Here is a 22,494-nt window from a genome sequence, read left to right as displayed (position 1 = left end):
ACGACGATGAGCAGCCCCGACGACGCGGCACGCTGGCGCGACGAGCGACGCGCCGCCGCGGCGGCGCACGCGGACGCGCTCGCGCGCCGGCAGCAGGCGGAGTCGCAGCGGGCGCGCGAGCTGATCGCGGCGTTCGTCGAGCGGGCGCTCGCGTCCGGCCCGGCGCCGGTCGAGCTGCGGGCACGGAGCTACGACGGGCGGGCGCGCTACCGGACGCCGCTGCGCGGCTGGTACCTGCGGCGCGACGAGTCCGTCGCCGTCGACACGTCGGGCGAGTTCTACGTGCTCAGCACCCCGGCGAGCCTCGGGGCGCGGCTGCGCGGCGTGACGCCCGAGCCGAGCGACCCGCCGCTCGTCCTCGGGGCCGGGGGGAAGGACGGCGAGTCGCTCGACCTGACGCAGGCGCTCGAGCGGGTGCTGGAGGGCTGACGCACCACCGTCGACCGCACGCGGACGCTCTTCGCGGGCGACCGGAGGTGGCGCTCACGTGCTCGAGGCCGACGGTCACGGCCGGCGCGACGCGGGCGCTCGGGCGGGTGCCTCGGCTGACGCCACGGTCGACCCACCGCCGACGCCGACGCGCGCGTTCTCGGGTGCCGGCGCTCATCGCCCGGCCCGACGCGGCGCGCGGCCGTGCTCGACCTGCGCCGACTTCGCCAGACGTCGAGGCATCGGCCGCGTGCGCGTCCCCGCAGCGGGGCCGGCGACGGAGGTGGCGCTACGCGGTCGCGGTGTCGGCGCGCTGGAGCAGGTCCGCGAGCGCGGCCGCGACGGCGGCGGGGTCCTCGATCGCGGACATGTGACCGGCACGGGCGACGACGACGAGCTGAGCGTCCTGGGCCGAGGCCACGAGGTCCTCCGCGGCGGGCACGGGGGTGACGGTGTCCTCGTCGCCGACCACCGCGACGACCGGGCCGGTGAAGGCGCGCAGGACGTCGGTGCGGTCGGGGCGTGCGGCCATCGCGCGCTGCGACCAGGCGACGCCCGCGGGCGGCTGGTCCTCGATCCACGCAGCGAGCTGGTCGACGAGCTCGGGGCGGGCGGCGCGGCTGGACTCCCCCAGCAGGCCGGTCGACATGGGTCGGACGGGCTCGACGGTGTCGCCGTCCTCCGCGGCGGCGGCGATCCGCAGCCGGTTCGCGCGGGCCTCGTCGGTGTCCGCGATCGACTTGGTGTCGACGAGCCCGAGGCCCGCCACGAGCTCGGGGTGCCGCTCGAGCAGCGCGAGCGCGACGTAGCCGCCCATCGACAGGCCGACGACGACGGCCCGGTCGTGGCCGGCGGCGCGCAGGTCGGCAGCGACCAGGTCCGCGGACGCGTCGAGCGACGGCTCCGGCAGCGCGTCGGCGGAACCGGGGGTGCCCGGGAGGTCGACGGCGAGGACGGTCCGGTCGCCGGGCAGCTCCTCGGCGACGGCGTCCCACATCCGGTGGTCGAGCGGGAAGCCGTGCAGCAGCACGACCGGGAGGGTGCCGGAACCGTCGGGCCCGGCGGTGCGGTACGTGTGCAGCGTCATGCGTCCTCCTCGCCGACCGCGAGCGCGGCCGGGTTCTCGGCGGTGGTGCTCGGGCCGTCCCACGTGGTCGGCAGCGGGTCGTGGCCGGGCAGGACGTGCGCGACGACCTCGTCGAGCACGCGCCGGACGGCGGCCTCCCCCACCCACAGGTGCTTGGCGCCGTCGACGCCGATGACCTCGGCCTGCGGGACGCGCGCGAAGCGGCGGCGGGCCTCGTCGGGCCGCAGGTAGTCGTCGTGCTCGGGGACGAGCACGACGAGCGGCTTGCCGAACGCGGCCCACGCGTCGAGGTCGGCGTCGGTCGCGCGGTGCAGGGGCGGCGACAGGAGGATCGCGCCCTCGATCGACGGGTCGCGGCCGTGCATGAGGGCGAGCTCGGTGCCGAACGACCAGCCGACGAGCCAGCGGCGCGGCAGGTCGTGGAACTCGGCGAACTCGATCGCGGCGTGCACGTCGAACTGCTCGCCGACGCCGCCGTCGAACGCGCCGTCGCTCGTACCGCGCGGGCTCGACGTGCCGCGGGTGTTGAAGCGGAGCACGGCGAGGTCGGCGAGCGCGGGCAGGCGCCACGCGGCCTTGCGGTAGACGTGCGAGTCCATGTAGCCGCCGTGCGTGGGCAGCGGGTGGAGCGTCACGAGCGTCGCCGCGGGGGTGGCCGGTCCGCCGTCGGCGCCGAGCGGGCGGGCGAGCTCGCCGACGAGCGTGAGGCCGTCGGCGGTGTGCAGCTCGACGTCCTCGCGGTGCGCGGGCAGGACGGTGAGGGAGCGGATCGGGGTCGCGGGTGACGTGTGCGTGCTCATCGGGCACGAGCCTAGGACGGCGCCGACGACCTCGCGGTCCGGGGGTCGCTGTCGGGGCGCTCGGCGGACATCGCGGCGACGGCGTGCTCGAGCAGGACGGCGACGCCGTCGTCGGCGTTGGACGGCAGCCGGTGGTCGGCGGCCTCCAGCACCGCCGGGTAGGCGTTGGCGACCGCGAACGACGTGCCCGCCCAGGCGAGCATCGGCAGGTCGTTCGGGGCGTCGCCGACGGCCCACACGGCGCGCTGGTCGATGCCCTGCGTCGTGGCCCACCGCGCGAGCCCCGCGGCCTTGGTGACGCCCGGCCCGCTGATCTCGCCCAGGCCGTGGGCCCCGGAGTCGGCGACGACGGCGAGGTCCCCGACGACGTCGACGAGCGCGTCGACGAACGCGGCGCCGTCGCTCGGCTCGGCGGACGTCCGCACCAGCAGCTTGAGCGTGGGCCCGGTGAGGAGGTCCTCGATGCGGTCGGCGGACCGCGCGTCGCGCGGGACCGGGTGGTCGCTCGCGTAGCCGAGCTCGTGCGCGAAGCCGTCCGCGCCCTCGACGGCGAGGTGCACGCGGTCGGCGCCCCAGCGTGCGCGCAGCCGCTCGACGACCGCCCCGACGACGTCCGCAGGCATGCCGTGCTGCTCGAGCACCCGGAGCGTGCCGACGTCGACGACCGACGCGCCGTTGGCGCACAGCGCGACGCCGTGCCCGGCGACGTGCGCCTGCAGGTCGGCGAGCCAGCGGTGCGGGCGCGCGGTGACGAAGACGACCGCGATCCCCGCGTCCTCGGCGGCGGCGAGGGCCGCGGCGGTGCGCGCGGAGACGGTGCCGTCGGGACGCAGGAGGGTGCCGTCGAGGTCGGTGGCGACGAGCCGCGGCGGCGCGCTCGGCAGGGGGCGACGCCCGGTCGGCGGCGCGTCCTCGCGCGGTGCGGTCGCCCGCGTGGGGGTGCCGTCGTCGGGGGCGGTCCGGGCGCGGCGGGTGCCGGAGGCGCGCGAGGTGCCGTCGTCGGCGGTGGTGCTCATCGGCCGCACCCTAGCGGCGCGTCGGGCGGCGCCGCGCGCGGGCCTGCCAGCACGACGCGTGCCAGTGCCGCCGGTCGTCGACGGCCTCGCCGAACAGCCCGTCGGACCGCCACGCGACGACGTGCGCGGTGCCGGCTGCGACGACCTGGTCGCACCCGGGGCATCGGTACTCGCGGTCGGAGCCACGGACCTGCTGGACGACCCACTCGCCGTCGGCCGCGCTCTCGGAGCGGCGCCCGCCGGTCGCGCGGTCGAGGTCGAGGTCGACGTGCTCGGCGCCGTAGGGGCGCTTCGTCGAGCGTCGGCTGCGGGGCATGCGTCCATCCTCTCCCGCGTCCGTGAGTCGCGCGGGCCGTGCCGCGGAGGGCGCGTCGGGGCCCTGCTGCGTGGCGACGCCCGCGCACGTCGCCGGCTGCGCCGAGCCCGGGACGACGGACGGCCCGCCCCGAGCGAGGGCGGGCCGTCCGGTACGCGCGTGTCAGGGCTGGATCGCGGTGGCCGACTCGACGGGCGCGATCGTGCGGGTGCGCAGGAGCTCGCGGTACCAGAGGCCCGAGTCCTTCACGATGCGCTCCTGCGTGTCGTAGTCGACGCGGACGACGCCGAAGCGGCGGTCGTAGCCGTACGCCCACTCGAAGTTGTCGAGCAGCGACCACACGAAGTAGCCGCGCACGTCGGCGCCCTTCTCGATGGCCTCACCGACGGCGTCGATGTGGTCGTGCAGGTAGGCGACGCGCTCGGCGTCGTGCACGCGGCCGTCCTCCGACACCGTGTCGTAGAACGCGGCGCCGTTCTCGGTGATCGCGAGCGGCTGGCTCGGGTAGCGGTCACGAAGCTCGAGGAGCAGGTCGACGAGGCCCTGGGGCTCCTGGTTCCAGCCCATCGCGGTGTGCGGGCCGGGCTGGGGCAGCCACTCGACCTCGTCGGCGCCGACCCACGAGGAGTGCTCGGAGGCGCGGTGCCCGTCGGGGCCGGGCTTGCCCGGGTCGGCGCCGACGCCGGTGCCCTTCTTGACGCGACCCGTCGAGTAGTAGTTGACGCCGAGCACCGTCAGCGGGATGCGGATGAGCTCGAGGTCGCCCTCCTGCACGAAGGACCAGTCGGTGAGGTGCGCGGTGTCCGCGAACACCTCCTTGGGGTACTCGCCGTCGAGCAGCGGGCCGAGGAAGACCTCGTTCGCGATCGTGTCGATGCGGCGCTTGGCCTCGACGTCGTCGGCCGATTCCGTCGCGGCGCGCGTGACGTGCAGGTTGAGCGTGATGGAGATCGGGGCGTCCTCGCCGAGGACCTCGCGGATCGCGCGGCCGGCGAGGCCGTGGCCGAGGTTGAGGTGGTGCACGGCCGTGAGCGCCGCGACGTCGTCGGTCACGCCGGGGGCGTGCACGCCGGACGCGTAGCCGAGGAACGCGGAGCACCACGGCTCGTTGAGCGTGGTCCACAGGTGGACGCGGTCGCCGAGCACCTCGGCGAGCTTGCGGGCGTAGTCGGCGAACCGGTATGCGGTCTCGCGGTTCGCCCAGCCGCCCTCGTCCTCGAGGGGCTGCGGGAGGTCCCAGTGGTACAGCGTCACGACGGGCTTGATGCCGGCGGCGATCAGCCGGTCGACGAGGTCGGAGTAGAAGTCGAGGCCGGCCTGGTTGAACTCGCCCGAGCCGGTCGGCTGGATGCGCGGCCACGCGATCGAGAACCGGTAGGCCTGCAGGCCGAGGCCCTGCATGATCGCGACGTCCTGCGCGACGCGGTGGTAGTGGTCCACCGCGACGTCACCCGTGTCGCCGTTGAGGACCTTGCCCGGCGTGCGGGAGAAGGTGTCCCAGATCGACGGGCCGCGGCCGTCCTCGTCGTACGCGCCCTCGATCTGGTACGAGGCCGTGGCGGAGCCCCAGAGGAAGTCGTCGGAGAACTGGCGGCCGGAGGGGCGCGTCGCGGTCATGGAGGTCCTTCGCGTTCGGGTTCATCGGGACGGGCGAGGGCGGGGACTGCTGCGTCCCGGGTGCGGCACCCTCCGCCGTCGGGAGGTGTCGAAACGATACGATACACACGCTGGGACCGCTCCCGCGACCCCTCGTCGGCACTCTACTTGACCGGTAAGGCCCTCGGCAGGTGCCACCTGCGACGACGTGGGCGACCGGCCTGCTGGAACCGGTCGCCCACGCCGGGCTCACACCGTCAGCTCGACGACGGCCTGGCCGGCGACGGCGTGCGCCGTCCCGCCCGGACCGTCCACGGACGGCGCGACCTGCACCGACCAGGGCGACGACGTGCCGCGCGCCTCGACGCGCACCGTGCCGCCCTGCCGGCTGACCTCGAACTCGGCGTCGCCGCCCGCCGACGGGACGCGCGTGACCGACCGGTGACCGTCCGGCAGCCCGAAGACGCGCAGCGTCAGACCGTCCAGCCAGTCGTCGTCGGGGCGCTCGTCGCGCGCCGCGAGCGGCACCACGCCGCCCGGGCGGACGTACAGCGGCAGCGAGTCGAACCCGTGCCGCTCGCGCACCCACCGCGGGCCGGTGACCTGCTCGCCCGACAGCAGAGACGTCCACGTGCCGTCCGGCACGTACACGTCGACCTCGCCGTCCGCGGAGAACACGGGGGCCACGAGCAGGTCCGAGCCGAGCATGTACTGCGTGTCGACGGTCCGCGCGCCGCGGTCGTGGGGGAACTCGAGCACCATCGGGCGCATCACCGGCACGCCCTGCTCGTGCGCCTCGACGCCCGCCTGCGCGAGGTAGGGCATGAGGCGCAGCTTGAGCCGCGTGAAGTCGCGCGCCACGTCGACGGCCTCGTCGTCGAACGCCCACGGCACCCGGTACGAGCTCGAGCCGTGCAGGCGGCTGTGCGACGACAGCAGGCCGAACGCGAGCCACCGCTTGAACACGGCCGGGTCAGGCGTGCCCTCGAACCCGCCGATGTCGTGGCTCCAGTAGCCGAAGCCCGACAGCGCGAGCGACAGGCCGCCGCGCAGGGACTCGGCCATCGACGCGAACGTCGACTCCGAGTCGCCGCCCCAGTGCACCGGGAACTGCTGGCCGCCGACGGTCGCCGACCGCGCGAACAGCACCGCCTCGCCCTCGCCGCGCTCCTCCACGAGCAGGTCCCAGACCGCCTTGTTGTAGAGGTACGTGTAGTAGTTGTGCATCCGCTCCGGGTCGGTGCCGTCGTGCCACACGACGTCCGTCGGGATCCGCTCGCCGAAGTCCGTCTTGAAGCAGTCGACGCCCTGCCCGAGCAGCGTGCGCAGCTCCTCGGTGTACCAGCGCACCGCGTCGGGGTTGGTGAAGTCGACCAGGCCCATGCCGGCCTGCCACAGGTCGGTCTGCCAGACGGAGCCGTCGGCGCGCTTCACCAGGAACCCGCGCTCGCGCCCCTCCGCGAACAGCCGCGAGCGCTGCGCGATGTACGGGTTGATCCAGACGCAGATCCGCAGGCCCTTGGCCTTGAGCCGCGCGAGCATGCCCTCCGGGTCCGGGAACGTCGCCGGGTCCCACGTGAAGTCGCTCCAGTGGAACTCGCGCATCCAGAAGCAGTCGAAGTGGAACACCGACAGCGGGATGCCGCGCTCGGCCATGCCGTCGACGAAGCTCGTCACGGTCGCCTCGTCGTAGGACGTCGTGAACGACGTCGAGAGCCACAGGCCGTACGACCAGTCGGGCACGCGCGCGGGACGGCCGGTCAGCGCCGTGTAGCGACGCAGCACGTCCTTGGGCGTCGGCCCGTAGATGACGTAGTACTGCAGCGACTCGCCCGCGACGGAGAACTGCGTGCGCGACACGACCTCGGTGCCGACCTCGTACGACACGAGGCCCGGGTGGTCGACGAAGACGCCGTAGCCCTGGTCGGACAGGTAGAACGGCACGTTCTTGTACGCCTGCTCGCTCGCGGTGCCGCCGTCGGCGTTCCAGATGTCGACGCTCTGGCCGTTCTTCACGAACGCGCCGAACCGCTCCCCCAGGCCATAGACGTGCTCGCCCACGCCGAGCGTGAGCTGCTCGTGCACGTAGTGGTCGCCGCGGGCGTCGGTGACGACGCCGATGCTGCGGGGGGTCGACGCCGTGAGGTGCCGCCCGTCGCCCTCGAACTGCACGCTCCACTCGCCGCGCGTGCGGACGCGGGCCGTCAGCGCGCCCGCGGTGAACGTCGCGATCCCGTCCGCGTCGGCGGGCTCGACCTTGACCCCGGCCGGCTGCGTCGCGAGGCCGAAGTGCGGGCCGCGGTCGACACCGCCCTGGAAGTGCTCGATGCGCACGCCGACCACGTCGTCCATGGGCGACGAGAACGTCACCGTGACGAGCGGGCGGTTGAGCGTGTCCCCCCGCGACGTCAGCGGTGCCGTGGAGGACCACACGGTGAGGGTGTCGTCGCCGACCTGGACGTCGGCGACGTCGCGCGGCCGCAGGATGGTCGTCCCGGGCTGCGGGAGCCAGTACCCGTCGGTGAACTTCATCGTGTCCTCTCGGTCGGTGCGAGGTGCAGGGCTGCGGCGCCCTCGGCGGGCAGGAGGAGCTCGTCGGCGACGGCGTCGCCGGTGAGCAGGTCGGTCGCGGCGGCCGGCAGACGGACCGTCTGCTTCGCGCGGGACCGGTTGAGCACGAACAGCACGTCGCCGCGGCGGGCGATCTCGACGCCCTCGGGCACGTCCGACAGCGGGGCGGTCACGCCCGCGGCCGCGACGCAGTCGGCGACGACCGCCGCGAGCACGTCGCGCGGCGGGACGGTCGTCACGTACCAGGCCTGGCCGGCGTCGTCACCTGCGCCGTGCGTGCGGCGGGTCAGCGCGGGGCGGCCCGCGAGGTCGCCGTCGGCGTACGTCGCGAGCACCGCGGCGCCGTCGCTGCGGACGTGCTCGGACCACGTCGTCGCGACGAAGTCGCCGTACCGGTCCGACGCGACGACGACCCCCTCGTCCTCCAGCGGGCGCCAGTCCTCCCCCGACGCTCCCAGGACGTCCGCCCACGGGACCGGGAAGCGCCCGCGACGGACGCGCGCGTGCTCGTCGGCGACCGCGCTGAACGGGCCGACCAGCAGCACGCCCCCGCGCTCGGGGACGCGCGCGACGTTCGCCGCGTCCGCGTCGGTGACCGCGTGCAGCGACGGCACGATCACGAGGTCGTAGCCGTCGAGGTCCGCCGACGGCGGCACGACGTCGGTCGCGATCCCGGCCCGCCAGAGCGGCTCGTGGTACGCCGCGAGCTGGCCGAGCACGTCGAGGCGCATCGACGGGCGCGCGGGCAGGAGCTCGCCCGCCCACCACGAGGGCCAGTCGAAGACGAGCGCGACGCGCGCGTCGACCCGCGTGCCGACGACCGGGCGCAGCCGCTGCAGCAGCGCGCCCTGTGCCCGGACCGCGCGGTGCAGGTCGGTGTCCGGACCGGCGTGCGGCACCATCGCCGAGTGGAAGCGCTCGGCGCCGCCCGTCGACGCGCGCCACTGGAAGTAGCAGACGCCGTCCGCGCCGTGCGCGACCGCGCGCAGCGAGTCGAGGACCATCGCGCCCGTGCTCTTCGGGACGTTGTGCGCGCGCCAGTTCACGGCGCCGGCCGCCTGCTCCATGAGCAGCCAGGGCTGCCCCCGCCGGACGCCGCGGACGAGGTCGTGGGCCAGGGCGGCGCGGGCGGGCGACGACGCGTCCGCCGGGTCGGTGTAGCAGTCGTCGGCGACGACGTCGACGTCGTCGGCCCACGCGTGCTGGTCCACGCCGGGGAAGAAGTTCATGACGTTCGTGGTCACGGGCGCGTCGGAGCGCTCGCGGATGATCGCCGCCTGGAGGCGGTAGACGTCCCGGAGCTGGTCGGACGTGAACCGGCGGAAGTCGAGCTCGGCGGCGGGGTTGTGCAGGTACGGGGCGGCGCGCGGCGGGACGATCTCGTCGAAGCACGAGTACCGCTGGCTCCAGAACGCGGTCGCCCACGCGGCGTTGAGCGCGTCGACGTCGCCGTACCGCCTCCGCAGCCACGTGCGCAGGCGCTCGGCGCACAGGTCGCACCAGCACGTCTGGCCGAGCTCGTTGCCGACGTGCCACATCGCGACGGCGGGGTGGTCGGCGTACCGGTCGACGAGGTGCCGGACGACCGCGGCGACGTGGTCGCGGTACACCGGCGAGCCCGGGCAGAAGTGGTTGCGCGAGCCGACGCTCATCCGCACGCCCTGGGCGTCGACGGCCGACGTCTCCGGGTGGCGGTGCGCGAGCCAGGGCGGGGGCGACGCGGTGGGGGTCGCGAGGTCGACGGCGATGCCCGCACCGTGCAGGAGGTCGAGGACCTCGTCGAGCCACGCGGTCTCGAAGCGGCCGGGCTCGGGCTCGAGCGTCGCCCACGAGAAGATCCCGACGGAGACGAGGTTGACGCCGGCCGCGCACATGAGCGCGATGTCCTCGCGCCACACGTCGGGCGTCCACTGCTCGGGGTTCCAGTCGCCGCCGTAGAGGACGCCGTGGGCGGCGGTGAGCGCGTCCAGACCCGTCATGCCACCCTCCCCCGTGCCGCCGTCCGGGCGACGCGGTGCGCCGGTCCGTGCGTCGATCGTCGAAGCGCTTCAACACCGAAGCCGCATCGGACGCTAGCCGCTGCCGACGTTACGTGTCCATTCCCCCGGGTTGACGCGTGGGTAGTTGCGATAGTCGGTGTCGAAGCGTTTAGTCGAGGACGCGTCGTCGAACGGCTCGGCGTGCGGCGCTGTACCGCTACACTCCCCGCATGGCCACGATCGCCGACGTCGCGAAGGCAGCGGGTGTCTCGTCCTCGACCGTGAGCTACGTGCTCTCCGGCAAGCGCCCGATCTCCCTCGCGACCCGGCACCGCGTCGAGAAGGCGATCCGCGACCTCGGGTTCAGCCCGCACGCCGGCGCCCGGGCGCTCGCGTCGAGCCGCACCAACGTCCTCGGGCTCGTCGTCCCGCTGCGTGCCCTCGAGGCGAACGTCGCGATCGTCATGGAGGTCGTCTCCGGCGTCATCACGCGCGCCCGCGACTTCGACCACGACGTCCTCGTCCTCACCCAGGACGACGTCAACGGCGTCCAGCGGCTCGCCAACGGCAGCATGGTCGACGCGCTCATCCTCATGGACATCGAGACGCTCGACCCGCGCCTGCCCGTGCTCGCCGGGCTCCGCCAGCCGTCCGTCCTCATCGGCGTGCCCAGCGACCCGCACGGGCTGTCGTGCGTCGACCTCGACTTCGCCGCCGCCGGCCGGCTCGCCGTCCGGCACCTCGTCGACCACGGCCACCGCAGCATCGCGCTGCTCGGGGCGCCGTCCGCCGCGCTCGCCCGCAGCGCCAACTACGCGGTGCGCATCGTCGACGGCTTCCGCTCCCAGGCCGGGCCCGCCGGCGTGCGGCACACCGTCGTGCCGACCGAGGCCTCCTACCCCGGCGCCGAGGCTGCCGTCGAGCGCGCGTTCGCCGAGCTCGACGACCTCACCGCGCTCGTCGTGCACAACGAGGCCGCGCTTCCCGGCGTCCTCGCCGCGCTCGCGCGCAGCAACCGGTCCGTGCCCGGCGACGTCTCCGTGCTCGCCGTCGCGCCGTCCAGCCTCGCCGAGCACCTGGCCCTCCCCCTGTCCGCGATCGACGTCCCCGCCGAGGAGATCGGCCGCACCGCGGTCGAGATGACGATCGAGCGGCTCGACCAGAAGAAGGCCGCCGAGACGCGGCTGCTGTCGCCGGCCTTCATCGAGCGCGGGAGCTGCGCCGCACCCGCCTGACCGCTGCGGCCGCAGGCCCGGCACGTCCGGTCCCCGTCGCGTCCCGTCGGTCACGCGGGCACCTCCGTCAGGTCCCCGTCGAGCCGGACCGTCGCACCCGCGTGCAGCGTCAGGGTCCGCGTCCGGTCGGCGTGCGCCACCTCCAGCGTGCCCCCGCGACCCGCGCGCAGCACGACGCCACGCAGCGCACCGCCGGACCACGTCACGTCGACCACCAGGCCGCCGCGCCCGCGCACACCCCGCACCGACCCGTCCGGCCACTGCGGCGGCAGCGCCGGGAGCAGACGCACGCGTCCCGCAGTCGACTGGACCAGCGCCTCCGCGACCGCGGCGACCAGCCCCAGGTTGCCGTCCACCTGGAACGGCGGGTGCGTCGAGAACAGGTTCGGCAGCAGGCCGCCGCGCTCCGGCTCCGCCGACGACGGGTCCGCGGGCCGCATCGCCTCCACGAGCAGCGCACCGACCGCCTCGCCGTCCCCGAGCCGGGCGCGCAGCGCCGTCTTCCACGCGAGCGACCAGCCCGTCGAGCCGGGACCGCGGGCGTCGAGCGACGCGCGCGCGGCCGTGGCGAGGTCCGGGGTGTCGACGACGTCGACCTGCGCGAGCGGGAAGAGGCCGACGAGGTGCGACAGGTGGCGGTGGTGCGGGTCGACCGCCGGGGCGTCGTGCGACCACTCGCGCAGCAGGTCGTCCGGACCGACGCCCGGGAGAGCCAGCCGGTGCAGCGCGGAGCGCAGCCGGGGCTCGATCGGGTCGTCCAGGTCGAGCAGCGCGACGGCGTCGAGACAGCGCTCCAGCAGGTCGCGGACCAGGACGAGGTCCATCGTCGCGCCCGTCGTCAGCGCGCCCGCGCCCCCGTCGGGGCGGATGAACGTGTTCTCGGGCGACGTCGACGGCGACGTGGTGAGCCGGCCGTCGGGCGCCTCGACCAGCCAGTCCAGGCAGAACTCCGCGGCGCCGTGCAGCAGCGGCCACGCCCGCTCGCGCAGGAAGCCGAGGTCGCCCGTCATGTCGGCGTGGTCCCACAGGTGCCGGCACAGCCACACGCCGCCCATCGACCACTGCGCCCACGACGGGTCGCCGTGACCGGCGCCGACGGGCAGCGCCCAGCCCCACGCGTCGCTGTTGTGGTGCGCGACCCAGCCCCCGCAGCCGTACAGGTCCCGGGCGACCGCCGCGCCCCGCCGGGCGATCAGCCCCACGTGGTCCAGCAGCGGCTCGTGGCACTCGGCGAGCCCGACGGCCTCCGCGCCCCAGTACGCCATCTCGAGGTTCACGTTCAGCGTGTACGCGCTCGACCACGGCGGCCTCGCCTCGGCGTTCCACACCCCCTGGAGGTTCGCGGGCGGCGAGCCCGGCCGCGACGACGCGACCAGCAGGTAGCGGCCGTGGTCGAACACCGCCTGCGCGAGCGCGGCGTGCGTCGTCGACGCGATCGCGTCGGGCAGACGCAGGTGGACGTCCGCGCCCGTGAGGTCGAGCGTGCACGCGTCGAGCAGGCGGCGGTGGTCCGCGACGTGCCGGGCTCGGCACGCGTCGCCGTCGGCCCGGCTGCCGGGCAGCGCCTGGCGCGCGCACGCGAGGACGTCCGCGACCACCTCCTCCCGGGGGCGGAGCGGTCCGTCGGACGGCCACGGCGACGTCGTGCCCGACGCGAGCACGACCTCGACCCACGTCGCACCCGACACCCGCAGCGCCGACGACGACCCCGCGACCTCGCCGTCGCTGCACGCGAGCAGCGCGGCGACCCCGGTGAGCGACGCTCCGTCGCCCGTGCGCAGCGTCGACGCCTGCGGCTCGTGCCCCGGCGGGACGTCGTCGGGCAGCTCGAGGACGAGCACCCGGCCGCCCGGCGCGTGGTGGTCGGCGCGCACGTCGTGCCCGGTCGACAGCTCGACACGCAGCCCGAACGGCACGTCCGACGACCACCGGCCGTGCAGCGCACCGTCGACCGCGCTCGCGTACCACTCGACCACGACCGACCCGATGCCGACCGGGACGTCCTCGACGACCGTGCCGTCGCGCAGGTCCAGCGTCCGCGGGGAGTCGTCGGGACGCCGGACCTGCGCGGTCCTGGGTGCAGCCGCCGCGTGCTCGGGTGCGGGCGCGGACGCGGGCGCGGGCGCGGGCGCGGGCGCGGAGAGCGTGACGTGCAGGTCGACGAACGGCTGGAACGCCTGCGTCCACGGGCCCTGGAACGCCGCGAGCAGCTCCGCCGCGTCGTCGTGCCGCCCCTCCGCGAGCGCCGCGCGCGCCGCCGCCAGCCGCTCCGGCCCGGCGCCCGCGGCACGCACGGCCGCGAGCGCCCGGTCCGGTCCGTCCGGCCGGCCCGACCACGCGGTCGCGTCGTTGACCTGCACGCGCGCCCGGTCGCCGCCGCCGTGGACCATCGCACCGAGCCGGCCGTTCCCCACCGGGAACGCCTCGACCCACGTCCGCGCCGGTCCGGCGAACGACAGCAGGGTGCGACGGCCCGTCACGTCAGCCCTTGATCGCGCCGAAGATCACGCCCTTGGTGAAGTGGCGCTGCACGAACGGGTAGACGAGCAGGATCGGCACGATCGCGAGGACCATGACGGCCATCTGGACGGGCAGGCCGCTCACGACACCGGTGGCCGCGTCGACCTGGCCCGTCGTCCCGCCGCCCGGCAGGCTCACGCCCTGCAGGACGTAGGACCGCAGGACCAGCTGCAGGGGCCACTTCGCGTTGTCGTTGATGTAGAGCATCGCGTTGAAGAACGCGTTCCAGTACCCCACGCCGTAGAAGAGCGCGACGACCGCGACCGCCGCCTTCGACATCGGCAGGACGATCCGGCCGAGGACCCGCCAGTCACCCGCGCCGTCGATGCGGGCGGCGTCGAGGATCGACTGGTCGATGCCCATGAAGAAGCTGCGCAGGATCAGCACGTTGAACGCCGACACGGCCCCCGGCAGGATCAGCGACCAGTAGCTGTTGATGAGCCCCAGGCTGCTGACCAGCAGGTACGTCGGGATGAGGCCCGCGCCGAAGAACATCGTGACCAGGAAGACGAACAGGATCGGCCGGTGCAGGACCGACCCGGGCCGCGACAGCCCGTAGGCCGCGAGGACCGACACGATCGTCGAGATGACGGTACCGACCGCGGTGATCCCGACGCTCACGAGCGCGGCGCGCGACACCACGCCGCCCGACAGGATCTGCCGGTAGGCGTTGAGGGTGAGCTCGCCCGGCACGGTCACGAGGCCGCCGACGCGCAGCGTCTCCGCCTGCGTCGAGAAGCTCGTGAGGACCACGGTCCACAGCGGGAACAGGACCGCGAGCGCGACGAGCGTGAGCACGAGCCCCTTGAGCGCGAGGCCGACGGGCGTCGGGCGCTCCTCCCACACCGGCCGGTGCTTGGACCCGCGGCGGCGGCGCGGCGCGGGGGTCGGGCGGTCGGGCGTCGTGCCGACCGCCGCGGCGGGCAGCACCGGGGGTGCTGCGGTGATCTCCGGTGACTGTCCGCTCATGCGCGCTTGTACACCCCCGCCTCGCCGAACACGTGGGCGAGCTTGTTGGCGCCCAGCACGAGGACCAGGCTGACGACTCCCTTGACGAGGCCCGCGGCGGCCGCGAAGCTCCAGTCCGCGTACACGACGCCCTGGTAGTAGACGTACGTGTCGATGACCTCGGCGACGTCCACGCCGACGGCGGCGCGCTGCAGGATGAGCTGCTCGAAGCCCACGGTGAGCGAGTCACCGAGGCGCAGGATGAGCAGCAGGATGATGACGGGCCGCATGGCCGGCAGCGTCACGTGCCACATGCGTCGCCAGCGGTTCGCACCGTCGACGGCCGCGGCCTCGTAGTGCTCGGGCGACACGGTCGACAGCGCGGCGAGGAAGATGATGATCCCCCAGCCGGCGTCCTTCCAGACGGACTGCATCGTGATGAGCACGAGGAACGTGTCGGGGTTCGTCATCATGTCGAAGCCCGACAGGCCGTGGTCGCGCAGCGTCTGGTTGACGAGCCCGGCGCCGCCGAAGATCTGCTGGAAGATCGTCACGACCAGCACCCACGAGAAGAAGTGCGGCAGGTAGACGATCGACTGGATCGTGGTCCGCACGCGGGGCGACAGGACGCTGTTGAGCAGCAGCGCGAGCAGGATCGGGATCGGGAAGAAGAACACCAGCTGGAACGCGGTGATGACCAGCGTGTTGCCGACCGCGTCGAGGAACAGCGGGTTCGTGAACACCCGCTCGAAGTTGGCCCAGCCGACGTACGTGGAGTGCAGGAACCCCGTGTAGGGCGAGTACTGCTGCCACGCGATGACGTTGCCCAGCATGGGGACGTACGCGAACACGACCAGCAGCACGACGGCCGGCAGCACCATGATCAGGAGCGAGCGGTCGCGCTTGAGGCGCGTGCGGAGCGGGATCTTCCGGACCGGCGGCCGGGCCGGCGCGGGGGTGTCCCCCGCGCCGGTCACCGGGTCCGGCGCCGGCGCGGACGTGCCGCGCCGACGGGTCAGTGCGTCGAGTGCCATGAGCGCCTCAGGACTGGCTGTCCAGGATGTCCTGGTAGAACGCGCGCAGCTCCTCGCCGCCCGACGACCGCCAGGTCTCGATGGCCGCGTCGAGGTCCGCCATGGACTTGCGACCGCGCGAGATGTCCTTCTCGAGGTCGACGAACGGCTGGCCGATCGACGCGTACTGCGCGGGCTCGACGATCTGCTGCGCGTAGAACAGCGGGTCCTGGGCGTAGCCCGACGCCTTGGCCTTCCACTCCGACGCGGCCTTGACGTACCCGGGGTACTGCACGTGCGTCTCGGACAGCGGCGGGTCGACGAGGAAGATGTACGTCGGCTGCAGCTCGGTCGCGGCGAGGGCCGTCGGGACCGGCAGGCCGTCGGCGCCCTTCGTGTAGTGCACGCCCTCGACGCCGTTGTTGATGACGTCGTACTCGGTCGTGCCGAACGGCGCCGCGATGACGTTGGCCAGCGCGAGCAGCTCCTTGATCCGGGCCTCGTCGTCGGACTTCTTGAGGAACGAGAAGATGTTCGCCGGGTTGCCCTTCCACAGCACGGGCTCCCCGCCGTCGGCCGCGAACGGGTCGAACGGCTGCTGCCAGTACGACGGGTTGGCCGCGAGGTTGTCGCGCATGGCCTCGTGCCAGCCGCCGACGCCGTCCGAGGCGATGAGCGTCTGGCCGCTCTGGAACCGCAGCTTCGCGTCGCCGGTCTGGCCCGCGACCGCGTCGGGGTGCACCGCGCCCGAGGCGAACAGCGCCGCGTTCCACTCGAGCGCCTGGCGGTACTCGTCGGTCTCGACCCGGTGGACGAGCTTGTCGCCCTCGAGCTTCCACTTCGGGACGACGCCGTGGATGATCGCGGCCGTGTTCCACAGGTCGTCGGCACCCCACTGGTTGCCGCCCGTCAGCTCCTTGGCGAGGTCGAGCAGGTCCTGCCCGTTCGTGACGGCCGGCGTGATGCCCATGGCCTCGAGCAGGTCCCGGCGGTAGAACGTCGCGTCGGTGATCGTCTCGCCCGGGAACGGCAGGCCGTAGAGGCGGCCGTTGAAGACGCAGAACTTCCACGCGTCGGACGGGATGTTCGCGAGGTTCGGGTACTCCTCGACGAGGTCGCCCGCGAGGTACGGCGTGAGGTCCTGGAAGACGTTGCCGACGATCTCCGAGCCGAACCGCGGCGGGAGGTTCCACGTCGGGATCGAGACCCAGTCCGGGACGTCCTTGGCCGACGCGAGCACGGCCGCGAGCTTGTCGCCGTAGGTGTTGCCGTCGGCGATCTGGAAGTTGAGGTCCGAGCCCATGAGCTCGTTGACCGCCGCGTAGTACTGGTTGCCCTTGGTCGGCGGGATCGTGCCCCACAGGGGCGTCATCGCCGTGAAGACGAGACCCGTGCCCGGGGCCGTGGGCACGGAGCGCACGAGCTCGGCGGGGATCGTCTCGTATCCCGGCACCGAGCCGGAGACGCTCGGGTAGTCGGGCTCGGCGTACGTGACCGGGATGTACGTCGGGATGACGTCGCCGATCGGTGCCGCGCTGGTCGCCGCGCCGGTGGGGGTTCCGGGGCTGCACGCGCTGAGCAGGGACGGGACGCCGACGACCGCGGCGCCGGCGGCCAGCATCCCCAGGAACGAGCGCCGGTCGACAGCCACGTCGCCGACGCGGCCGAGCTGGAGGGGAGGGGTCATCTTCGTCCTTCACTTCCTCGTGAGGCGGGATCGCGCATCGAAGCGGTTCGATCGCGGGAAATGTACGGCATGAACGAATCGTCGGGCAAGGGTCGGTCCGTGGCGGTGACGGCCTTGCCTGATCCGGCGTCGTGGACCACCATGAACGGCGCGAGTCCGTCGAACTCCGGCGATGGTGACAGCCCACAGGGGCCCGTGACGATCGTCGAAACGGTTCAACCAGCGGCTTCGTCAGGCCGGGCGACGGAGCACCGGCCCGTCGACGCCGCCCGCCCGCTCGACCCGACCCACCGTGAGGACCCCGTGGCCGACGACGCCCCGCCCACCCCGCCGTTCCGCGACCCCGCGCTCCCCCTGGGCGACCGCGCCCGCGACCTGCTGCAGCGCCTCACGCTCGACGAGAGGCTCGCATTCCTGCACCAGCGCGTGCCCGCCGTCCCCCGGCTCGGGCTCGCCGAGTTCCGCACCGGCACCGAGGCCCTGCACGGCGTCGCGTGGCTCGGCACCGCGACGACGTTCCCGCAGCCCGTCGGGCTGGCCGCGACGTGGGACCTCGACCTGCTCACGCAGGTCGGCGAGGTCGTCGGCACCGAGGTCCGCGCCAAGCACGCGGCCGACCCGACCGTGTCGCTCAACGTCTGGGCACCCGTCGTCAACCCGCTGCGGCACCCGCGGTGGGGCCGCAACGAGGAGGGCTTCTCCGAGGACCCGCACCTCACCGCGACGCTCGCGACCGCCTACGCGCGCGGGCTGCGCGGCGACCACCCCGTCTACTGGCGGACGGTCCCGACCCTCAAGCACCTGCTCGCGTACAGCGTGGAGACCGACCGTGCGGTCCTGAGCGCCCAGCTCCCGCCGCGCGCGCTGCACGAGTACGAGCTGCCCGCGTTCCTCGGGCCGCTGCGCGCGGGCGTCGTCGGCGCCGTGATGCCGTCCTACAACCTCGTCAACGGGCGCCCGACGCACGTCTCGAAGGACCTGGTCGACGCGCTGCGGGACGAGCGCGACGGGTTCCTGCTCGTCGTCTCCGACGCCGGTGCGCCGAGCAACCTCGTCACGGGCGAGCGCTACCACGCCGACCACGCGACCGCCGCCGCCGCCGCGCTCCGGGCCGGCGTCGACTCGTTCACCGACCACGACGCGGACTCGTCGATCACGATCGGACGGGTCCGGGCCGCGTTGGACGCCGGGCTGCTCGACGAGGCCGACGTCGACCGCGCCGTGCTGCGCCAGCTCGAGCTCCGGCTCGCGACCGGCGAGCTCGACCCCGACCTCGACCCGTGGGCCGGGATCGGCGCGGACGCGATCGACCTGCCCGCGCACCGCACGCTCGCCCGGCGGGCGGCCGCCGCGGGCGTCGTCGTCCTCGAGAACGACGGTGTGCTGCCGCTGCGCGACGGCGTGCGCGTCGCCGTCGTCGGACCGCACGCCGACCAGGTCTGCACCGACTGGTACTCCGGCACGCCGCCGTACACGGTCACGCTCGCGGACGCCCTGGCCGCGCGGCTCGGCGCGGACCGCGTGACGCTCGTCGACGGCGCCGACCGCGTCGCGCTGCGCTCCGTCACGACCGGCCGGTACGTGCGGCCGGGCGACGACGGCGTCCTCGTCGCCGACGCCCCGCGCGCCGACGAGGACACGCACGTCGACCTCACGTCGTGGGGCGAGGGCCTGCACACGCTGCGGTCGCGGCGCACCGGCCGGCTGTGGACCGGGGCGCGGTGGATCCTGCACGCCGACGCCGACCGCGTCGGCGGGTGGGTCGTCCAGGAGTCGTTCCGCGTGCACGACCACGGCGACGGCACCGTCTCCGTCCAGCACGTCGGGTCGGGACGCTGGGTCGTCGTGCAGCGCGACGGCGGCGTCCTCGTCGCCGACGCCGCCGACCCGCAGCACGCCGAGCGGTTCACCGTCCGCACCGTGCACTCCGGGCACGCGCTCGCCGCAGCCGCGGCCCGCGACGCGGACGTCGTCGTCGTCGCCGTCGGCAACGACCCGCACCTGCTCGGGCGCGAGACCGAGGACCGCCCCCACCTGCGGCTCCCCCACGCGCAGGCCGAGCTCGCGCGCACCGTGCTCGACGCCAACCCGTCGACCGTCCTCACCGTCGTCTCGTCGTACCCCTACGTGCTCGGCGACCTCGGCGACGCCACCTCCGCCGTCGTCTGGACCGCGCACGCCGGGCAGGAGCTCGGGCACGGGCTCGTCGACGTGCTCACCGGCGACGTCGAGCCCACCGGACGCCTCACGCAGCAGTGGCCCGCCGACGAGGCGCACGTCGGCGACCTGTTCGACCACGACCCGATCGGCGGCGGCCACACCTACTGGTACGCCCCGCACCCGGCGCGCTGGGCCTTCGGGCACGGGCTCACCTACAGCGCCGTCGAGTACCTCGGCCTGACCGTCGACGCCGAGGACGACCTCGACGAGCTGTCCGTCGCCACCGCGCGCGTCATCGTGCAGAACACCGGCGACCGCGTCGCCGAGGAGCTCGTCCAGGTCTACGCCGCCGCACCCGGGCACCGGCTGCCCTACCCGCGACGCAGCCTCGTGAGCTTCGAGCGCGTCCGCCTCGAGCCCGGCGAGACGCGCGAGGTCGCGCTCGCCGTCGCCGTCGCCGGCCTCGCCGTGTGGGACGTCACGAGCGGGTCGTTCGTCGTCGAGCCCGGCGGGTACGAGCTGCACGCCGGGTCGTCGTCCGGTGACCTGCCGCTCGTCGCCGACCTCAAGGTCGCCGGGACGCCCGTCCCGCCGCGCACCCTGCTCGACGGCTGGGTGCGCGCCGTCGACCACGACGAGCGCGCCGACGTCCGGCTGGTCCCCCGCGACCGTGACGCGGGCACCGCCGTCGAGGTCGCCCCCGGCGCCGGCTCCGGGTGGGTGCTGCTGCGCGACGTCGACCTGCACGGCGTCGGCGGGCTCGAGCTCACCGTCGCCCGCTCCGGGCCCGGCGACGCCGCCGTCCACGTCGAGGTGCGCGAAGGACGGCGCTGGGAACGGGTCGCGACCGCGGCCGTCCCCGACGGCACCGACCGGTGGGCCTGGCACACGGTGGGCGCGACGCCGCGCACCACGCTGCCGACCTGGGGCGAGACCGACGTGCGGCTCGTGCTCGACGGCGCCGTCCGGCTCAGCGAGGTGCGGGGGACGCGCGCGGGCTGACCGCCCGCTCCCCGGGCGGACGACGCGGCGTCAGCGGGTGCCCGGTGCCGTCCGACGTCCGTCGGCCGGGTCCGGCCGGTGGCGGGGCGTCACTCGACGCAGAACTCGTTGCCCTCCGGGTCGCGCATCACCGTCAACCCGTCGTCCCGCACCACGACGACCGTCGCCCCGCCGGTCAGGCCACCCAGGCGCCCGCGCGCATGACCCGCACCGGTGCGAGCGCGTCGTCGACGACCACGACGTCGGCCCGCCGGCCCGCGACGAGGGCGCCCAGGTCGCGCCGACCCAGCACGTCGGCGGGCGTCGTCGCCGCCGCGAGCACCGCGTCCTCGAGCGGCACGCCCGCCGCGACGACGTTCCGCACGACGTCGAGCAGGTGGGCGACACCGCCCGCGATCGCGCCGCCGCCCGGCGGCGTCGGCCCTTCGGCCTCGACGATCCGTGCGACCCCGTCGGCCACGCGGACGGCCATCGGGCCCAGGCGGTAGTCGCCGTCGGGCATCCCGGCGGCCGCCATCGCGTCGGTCACCAGCGCGACGGACCCCGGACCGACGAGGTCGAGGACCGCGCGCACCGTGTCGTCGGCGAGGTGCGTGCCGTCGGCCACGAGCTCGACGACGAGCTCGCCCCGCGCCGCCGCCGCCAGGCACGCCGCGATCGGCCCCGGGTCGCGGTGGTGCAGCGGGCGCATGCCGTTGAACAGGTGCGTCGCCGTCAGGCGCCCCGACCGCGCCGCCGGCGCCGACGCCAGGAGGTCGAACGCCCGGTCGACGGCCACGTCGACCTGCGCCGCCGACGCGTCCGTGTGGCCGACCGACGGCAGCGCCCTCGCGGCGACGAGCGCCGCGAGCACGTCCGCGCGCGCGTCCGCCGTCCCGCTCCCGTCCGCGACGCCCGGCACCTCCGGCGCGACCGTCATCGTCACGAGATGGCCGCGGGCGGCCGCGGCCACCTCCGCGACGAGCGCCGCGTCGCCCGGCCGCATGTCGTCGGGGTTCTGGGCCCCGCAGCGGTCCGCCGACAGGAACGGTCCCTCGAGGTGGATCCCCACGACGTCGCCCGCGTCGGCGAGGTCGGCCAGCACCGCCGTCCGCCCGAGCAGGACGTCACGCGGCGCCGTCACGAGCGACGCGACCAGGCTCGTCGTGCCGTGCCGCAGGTGCTCGTGCGCCGCCGTGCGCGCCGTCTCGACGTCAGCCGCGTCGGGGAAGCTCGCACCGCCGCCGCCGTGGCAGTGCACGTCCACCAGGCCCGGCAGGAGCGTGCCGACGGCCTCCCCCGGGGCGCGCCAGGGAGCCGGGACCCGGTCCGCGGGTCCGACCCACGCGATCGACGCGCCCTCGACGACGACGACGCCGTCGTCCAGCACCCGGGCCGGGGTCACGACCCGTCCGCGCAGGACGAGCGGTGCGGAGCCGGTCGGGCCGGCGGGGTCGTGGGAGGAGTCGACGCTCACGCGAGCATCCTGCCGCACCCGCGTGCCGCCCGTGGCCGGTGCCGCGTCGGCGCCGTCGACGTCATCACCACCACGGGGGAGGCGGGGCGATCCCCGGGCGGTGGGCCAGCTCACCGCGAGCAGCCCGGCGGCGGAGGACCGCGCCCGCCCACCAGCGTCCGCCGCCGGCCCCCGCCGCGCCCAGCGACGCCACGACGGCGCCCACGAGGAGCGCTTCGGGCCACCCACCCGTCACCGGCGGCCGGACCAGCGCCGTGGCCAGCACGGCACCCACCGCGGCGAACGCGACGACGTGCTCGACCTCGCGCGCGCGACGCCGGAGAAGCCACGCGAGTCCGAGGCCCGCCGGCCATCCCACGACCACGACCGGCACGATCGCGAAGAGCCAGACGACCGGCAGGTAGACGAGCAGCATCGCGGCGCCCTCGACGTCGCCGCCCGGTCCGCCCGCGCCGCCCGCGACCGCCCGGAAGCCCCTCACCGCGACCGACACGAGGACGTAGACGAGGCTCAGCGCCGTCGCCACCACCCAGCAGAGCGCGCACAGCAGGGCGACCCGCGCGGGTCCGCGCACCAGCCCGGCGTGCCACGCCGCGCTCCGCGGCGGCTCCGGTGCGGGTGCGGGTGCGGGTGCGGGTGCGGGTGCGGGTGCGCCGGTCGGGTCCACCCCGTGCCCCTC

At 74.8% G+C, this 22,494-nt stretch carries 16 protein-coding genes; 3 read left to right on the top strand and 13 right to left on the bottom strand.

The features are described 5' to 3' along the window. Positions 1-6: 6 nt before the first annotated feature. Positions 7-429, top strand: coding sequence for a hypothetical protein (locus KOV94_RS09135; RefSeq protein ID WP_218051852.1), 423 nt, complete (start codon positions 7-9; stop codon positions 427-429). A gap of 289 nt (positions 430-718) precedes the next feature. Here KOV94_RS09135 and KOV94_RS09130 read toward each other — a convergent pair whose 3' ends face one another. The 7 genes from KOV94_RS09130 to KOV94_RS09100 form a co-directional block, all read right to left on the bottom strand. Further along, complete coding sequence (locus tag KOV94_RS09130; protein ID WP_218051851.1) at positions 719-1,516, bottom strand: alpha/beta fold hydrolase; 798 nt, start codon at positions 1,514-1,516, stop codon at positions 719-721. Beyond that, positions 1,513-2,316, bottom strand: coding sequence for an alpha/beta hydrolase (locus tag KOV94_RS09125; protein ID WP_218051850.1), 804 nt, complete (start codon positions 2,314-2,316; stop codon positions 1,513-1,515). Before KOV94_RS09125 ends, KOV94_RS09130 begins: the two co-directional genes overlap by 4 nt. Before the next feature lie 11 nt (positions 2,317-2,327). Continuing rightward, positions 2,328-3,332, bottom strand: coding sequence for an HAD family hydrolase (locus KOV94_RS09120; protein ID WP_218051849.1), 1,005 nt, complete (start codon positions 3,330-3,332; stop codon positions 2,328-2,330). Between the two features lie 10 nt (positions 3,333-3,342). Then, positions 3,343-3,648, bottom strand: coding sequence for an Rv1322 family protein (locus tag KOV94_RS09115; RefSeq protein WP_124343704.1), 306 nt, complete (start codon positions 3,646-3,648; stop codon positions 3,343-3,345). A gap of 162 nt (positions 3,649-3,810) precedes the next feature. Further along, the gene (locus KOV94_RS09110) at positions 3,811-5,265 is read right to left on the bottom strand and encodes a glycoside hydrolase family 1 protein (RefSeq protein WP_218051848.1); all 1,455 of its coding nucleotides are present in this window, start codon (positions 5,263-5,265) and stop codon (positions 3,811-3,813) included. Between the two features lie 228 nt (positions 5,266-5,493). After that, positions 5,494-7,776 (bottom strand): alpha-xylosidase, encoded by a 2,283-nt coding sequence (gene yicI, locus KOV94_RS09105; protein ID WP_124343706.1) that lies wholly within the window; start codon positions 7,774-7,776, stop codon positions 5,494-5,496. Further along, positions 7,773-9,794, bottom strand: a complete 2,022-nt coding sequence (locus tag KOV94_RS09100; protein ID WP_218051847.1) for a beta-galactosidase — start codon at positions 9,792-9,794, stop codon at positions 7,773-7,775. The genes yicI and KOV94_RS09100 overlap by 4 nt, the downstream gene beginning before the upstream one ends. Before the next feature lie 230 nt (positions 9,795-10,024). Here KOV94_RS09100 and KOV94_RS09095 point away from each other — a divergent pair, with 230 nt between their 5' ends. Further along, positions 10,025-11,029 (top strand): LacI family DNA-binding transcriptional regulator, encoded by a 1,005-nt coding sequence (locus KOV94_RS09095; protein WP_218051846.1) that lies wholly within the window; start codon positions 10,025-10,027, stop codon positions 11,027-11,029. Positions 11,030-11,079: 50 nt separating this feature from the next. On the opposite strand, the gene KOV94_RS09090 is transcribed toward KOV94_RS09095, so the two are convergent. From KOV94_RS09090 to KOV94_RS09075, 4 genes are read right to left on the bottom strand one after another with little or no spacing between them, the layout of a single operon-like run. Continuing rightward, positions 11,080-13,509, bottom strand: a complete 2,430-nt coding sequence (locus KOV94_RS09090; RefSeq protein WP_218051845.1) for a glycosyl hydrolase family 95 catalytic domain-containing protein — start codon at positions 13,507-13,509, stop codon at positions 11,080-11,082. Position 13,510: 1 nt separating this feature from the next. Beyond that, the gene (locus KOV94_RS09085) at positions 13,511-14,518 is read right to left on the bottom strand and encodes a carbohydrate ABC transporter permease (protein WP_124342074.1); all 1,008 of its coding nucleotides are present in this window, start codon (positions 14,516-14,518) and stop codon (positions 13,511-13,513) included. Then, entirely contained in the window at positions 14,515-15,531 is a 1,017-nt protein-coding gene (locus KOV94_RS09080; RefSeq protein WP_124342073.1) for an ABC transporter permease, read from the bottom strand. Before KOV94_RS09080 ends, KOV94_RS09085 begins: the two co-directional genes overlap by 4 nt. Positions 15,532-15,538: 7 nt before the next feature. Next, the gene (locus tag KOV94_RS09075; protein ID WP_218051844.1) at positions 15,539-17,197 is read right to left on the bottom strand and encodes a twin-arginine translocation signal domain-containing protein; all 1,659 of its coding nucleotides are present in this window, start codon (positions 17,195-17,197) and stop codon (positions 15,539-15,541) included. A gap of 303 nt (positions 17,198-17,500) precedes the next feature. Here KOV94_RS09075 and KOV94_RS09070 point away from each other — a divergent pair, with 303 nt between their 5' ends. Beyond that, positions 17,501-20,359, top strand: a complete 2,859-nt coding sequence (locus tag KOV94_RS09070) for a glycoside hydrolase family 3 protein (RefSeq protein ID WP_218051843.1) — start codon at positions 17,501-17,503, stop codon at positions 20,357-20,359. 175 nt (positions 20,360-20,534) lie between these two features. Here KOV94_RS09070 and KOV94_RS09065 read toward each other — a convergent pair whose 3' ends face one another. Both KOV94_RS09065 and KOV94_RS09060 read right to left on the bottom strand, forming a co-directional pair. Continuing rightward, complete coding sequence (locus KOV94_RS09065; protein ID WP_218051842.1) at positions 20,535-21,815, bottom strand: N-acetylglucosamine-6-phosphate deacetylase; 1,281 nt, start codon at positions 21,813-21,815, stop codon at positions 20,535-20,537. A gap of 64 nt (positions 21,816-21,879) precedes the next feature. After that, positions 21,880-22,482, bottom strand: a complete 603-nt coding sequence (locus KOV94_RS09060; protein ID WP_218051841.1) for a hypothetical protein — start codon at positions 22,480-22,482, stop codon at positions 21,880-21,882. Between the last annotated feature and the right edge of the window lie 12 nt (positions 22,483-22,494).

The sequence above is a fragment of the Cellulomonas algicola genome, from assembly GCF_019024305.1.
In the GTDB taxonomy this organism is placed as follows: domain Bacteria; phylum Actinomycetota; class Actinomycetes; order Actinomycetales; family Cellulomonadaceae; genus Cellulomonas; species Cellulomonas algicola.
Note: the sequence above shows the minus strand (reverse complement) of the source record. Positions and strands in the feature narration are given on the sequence as shown.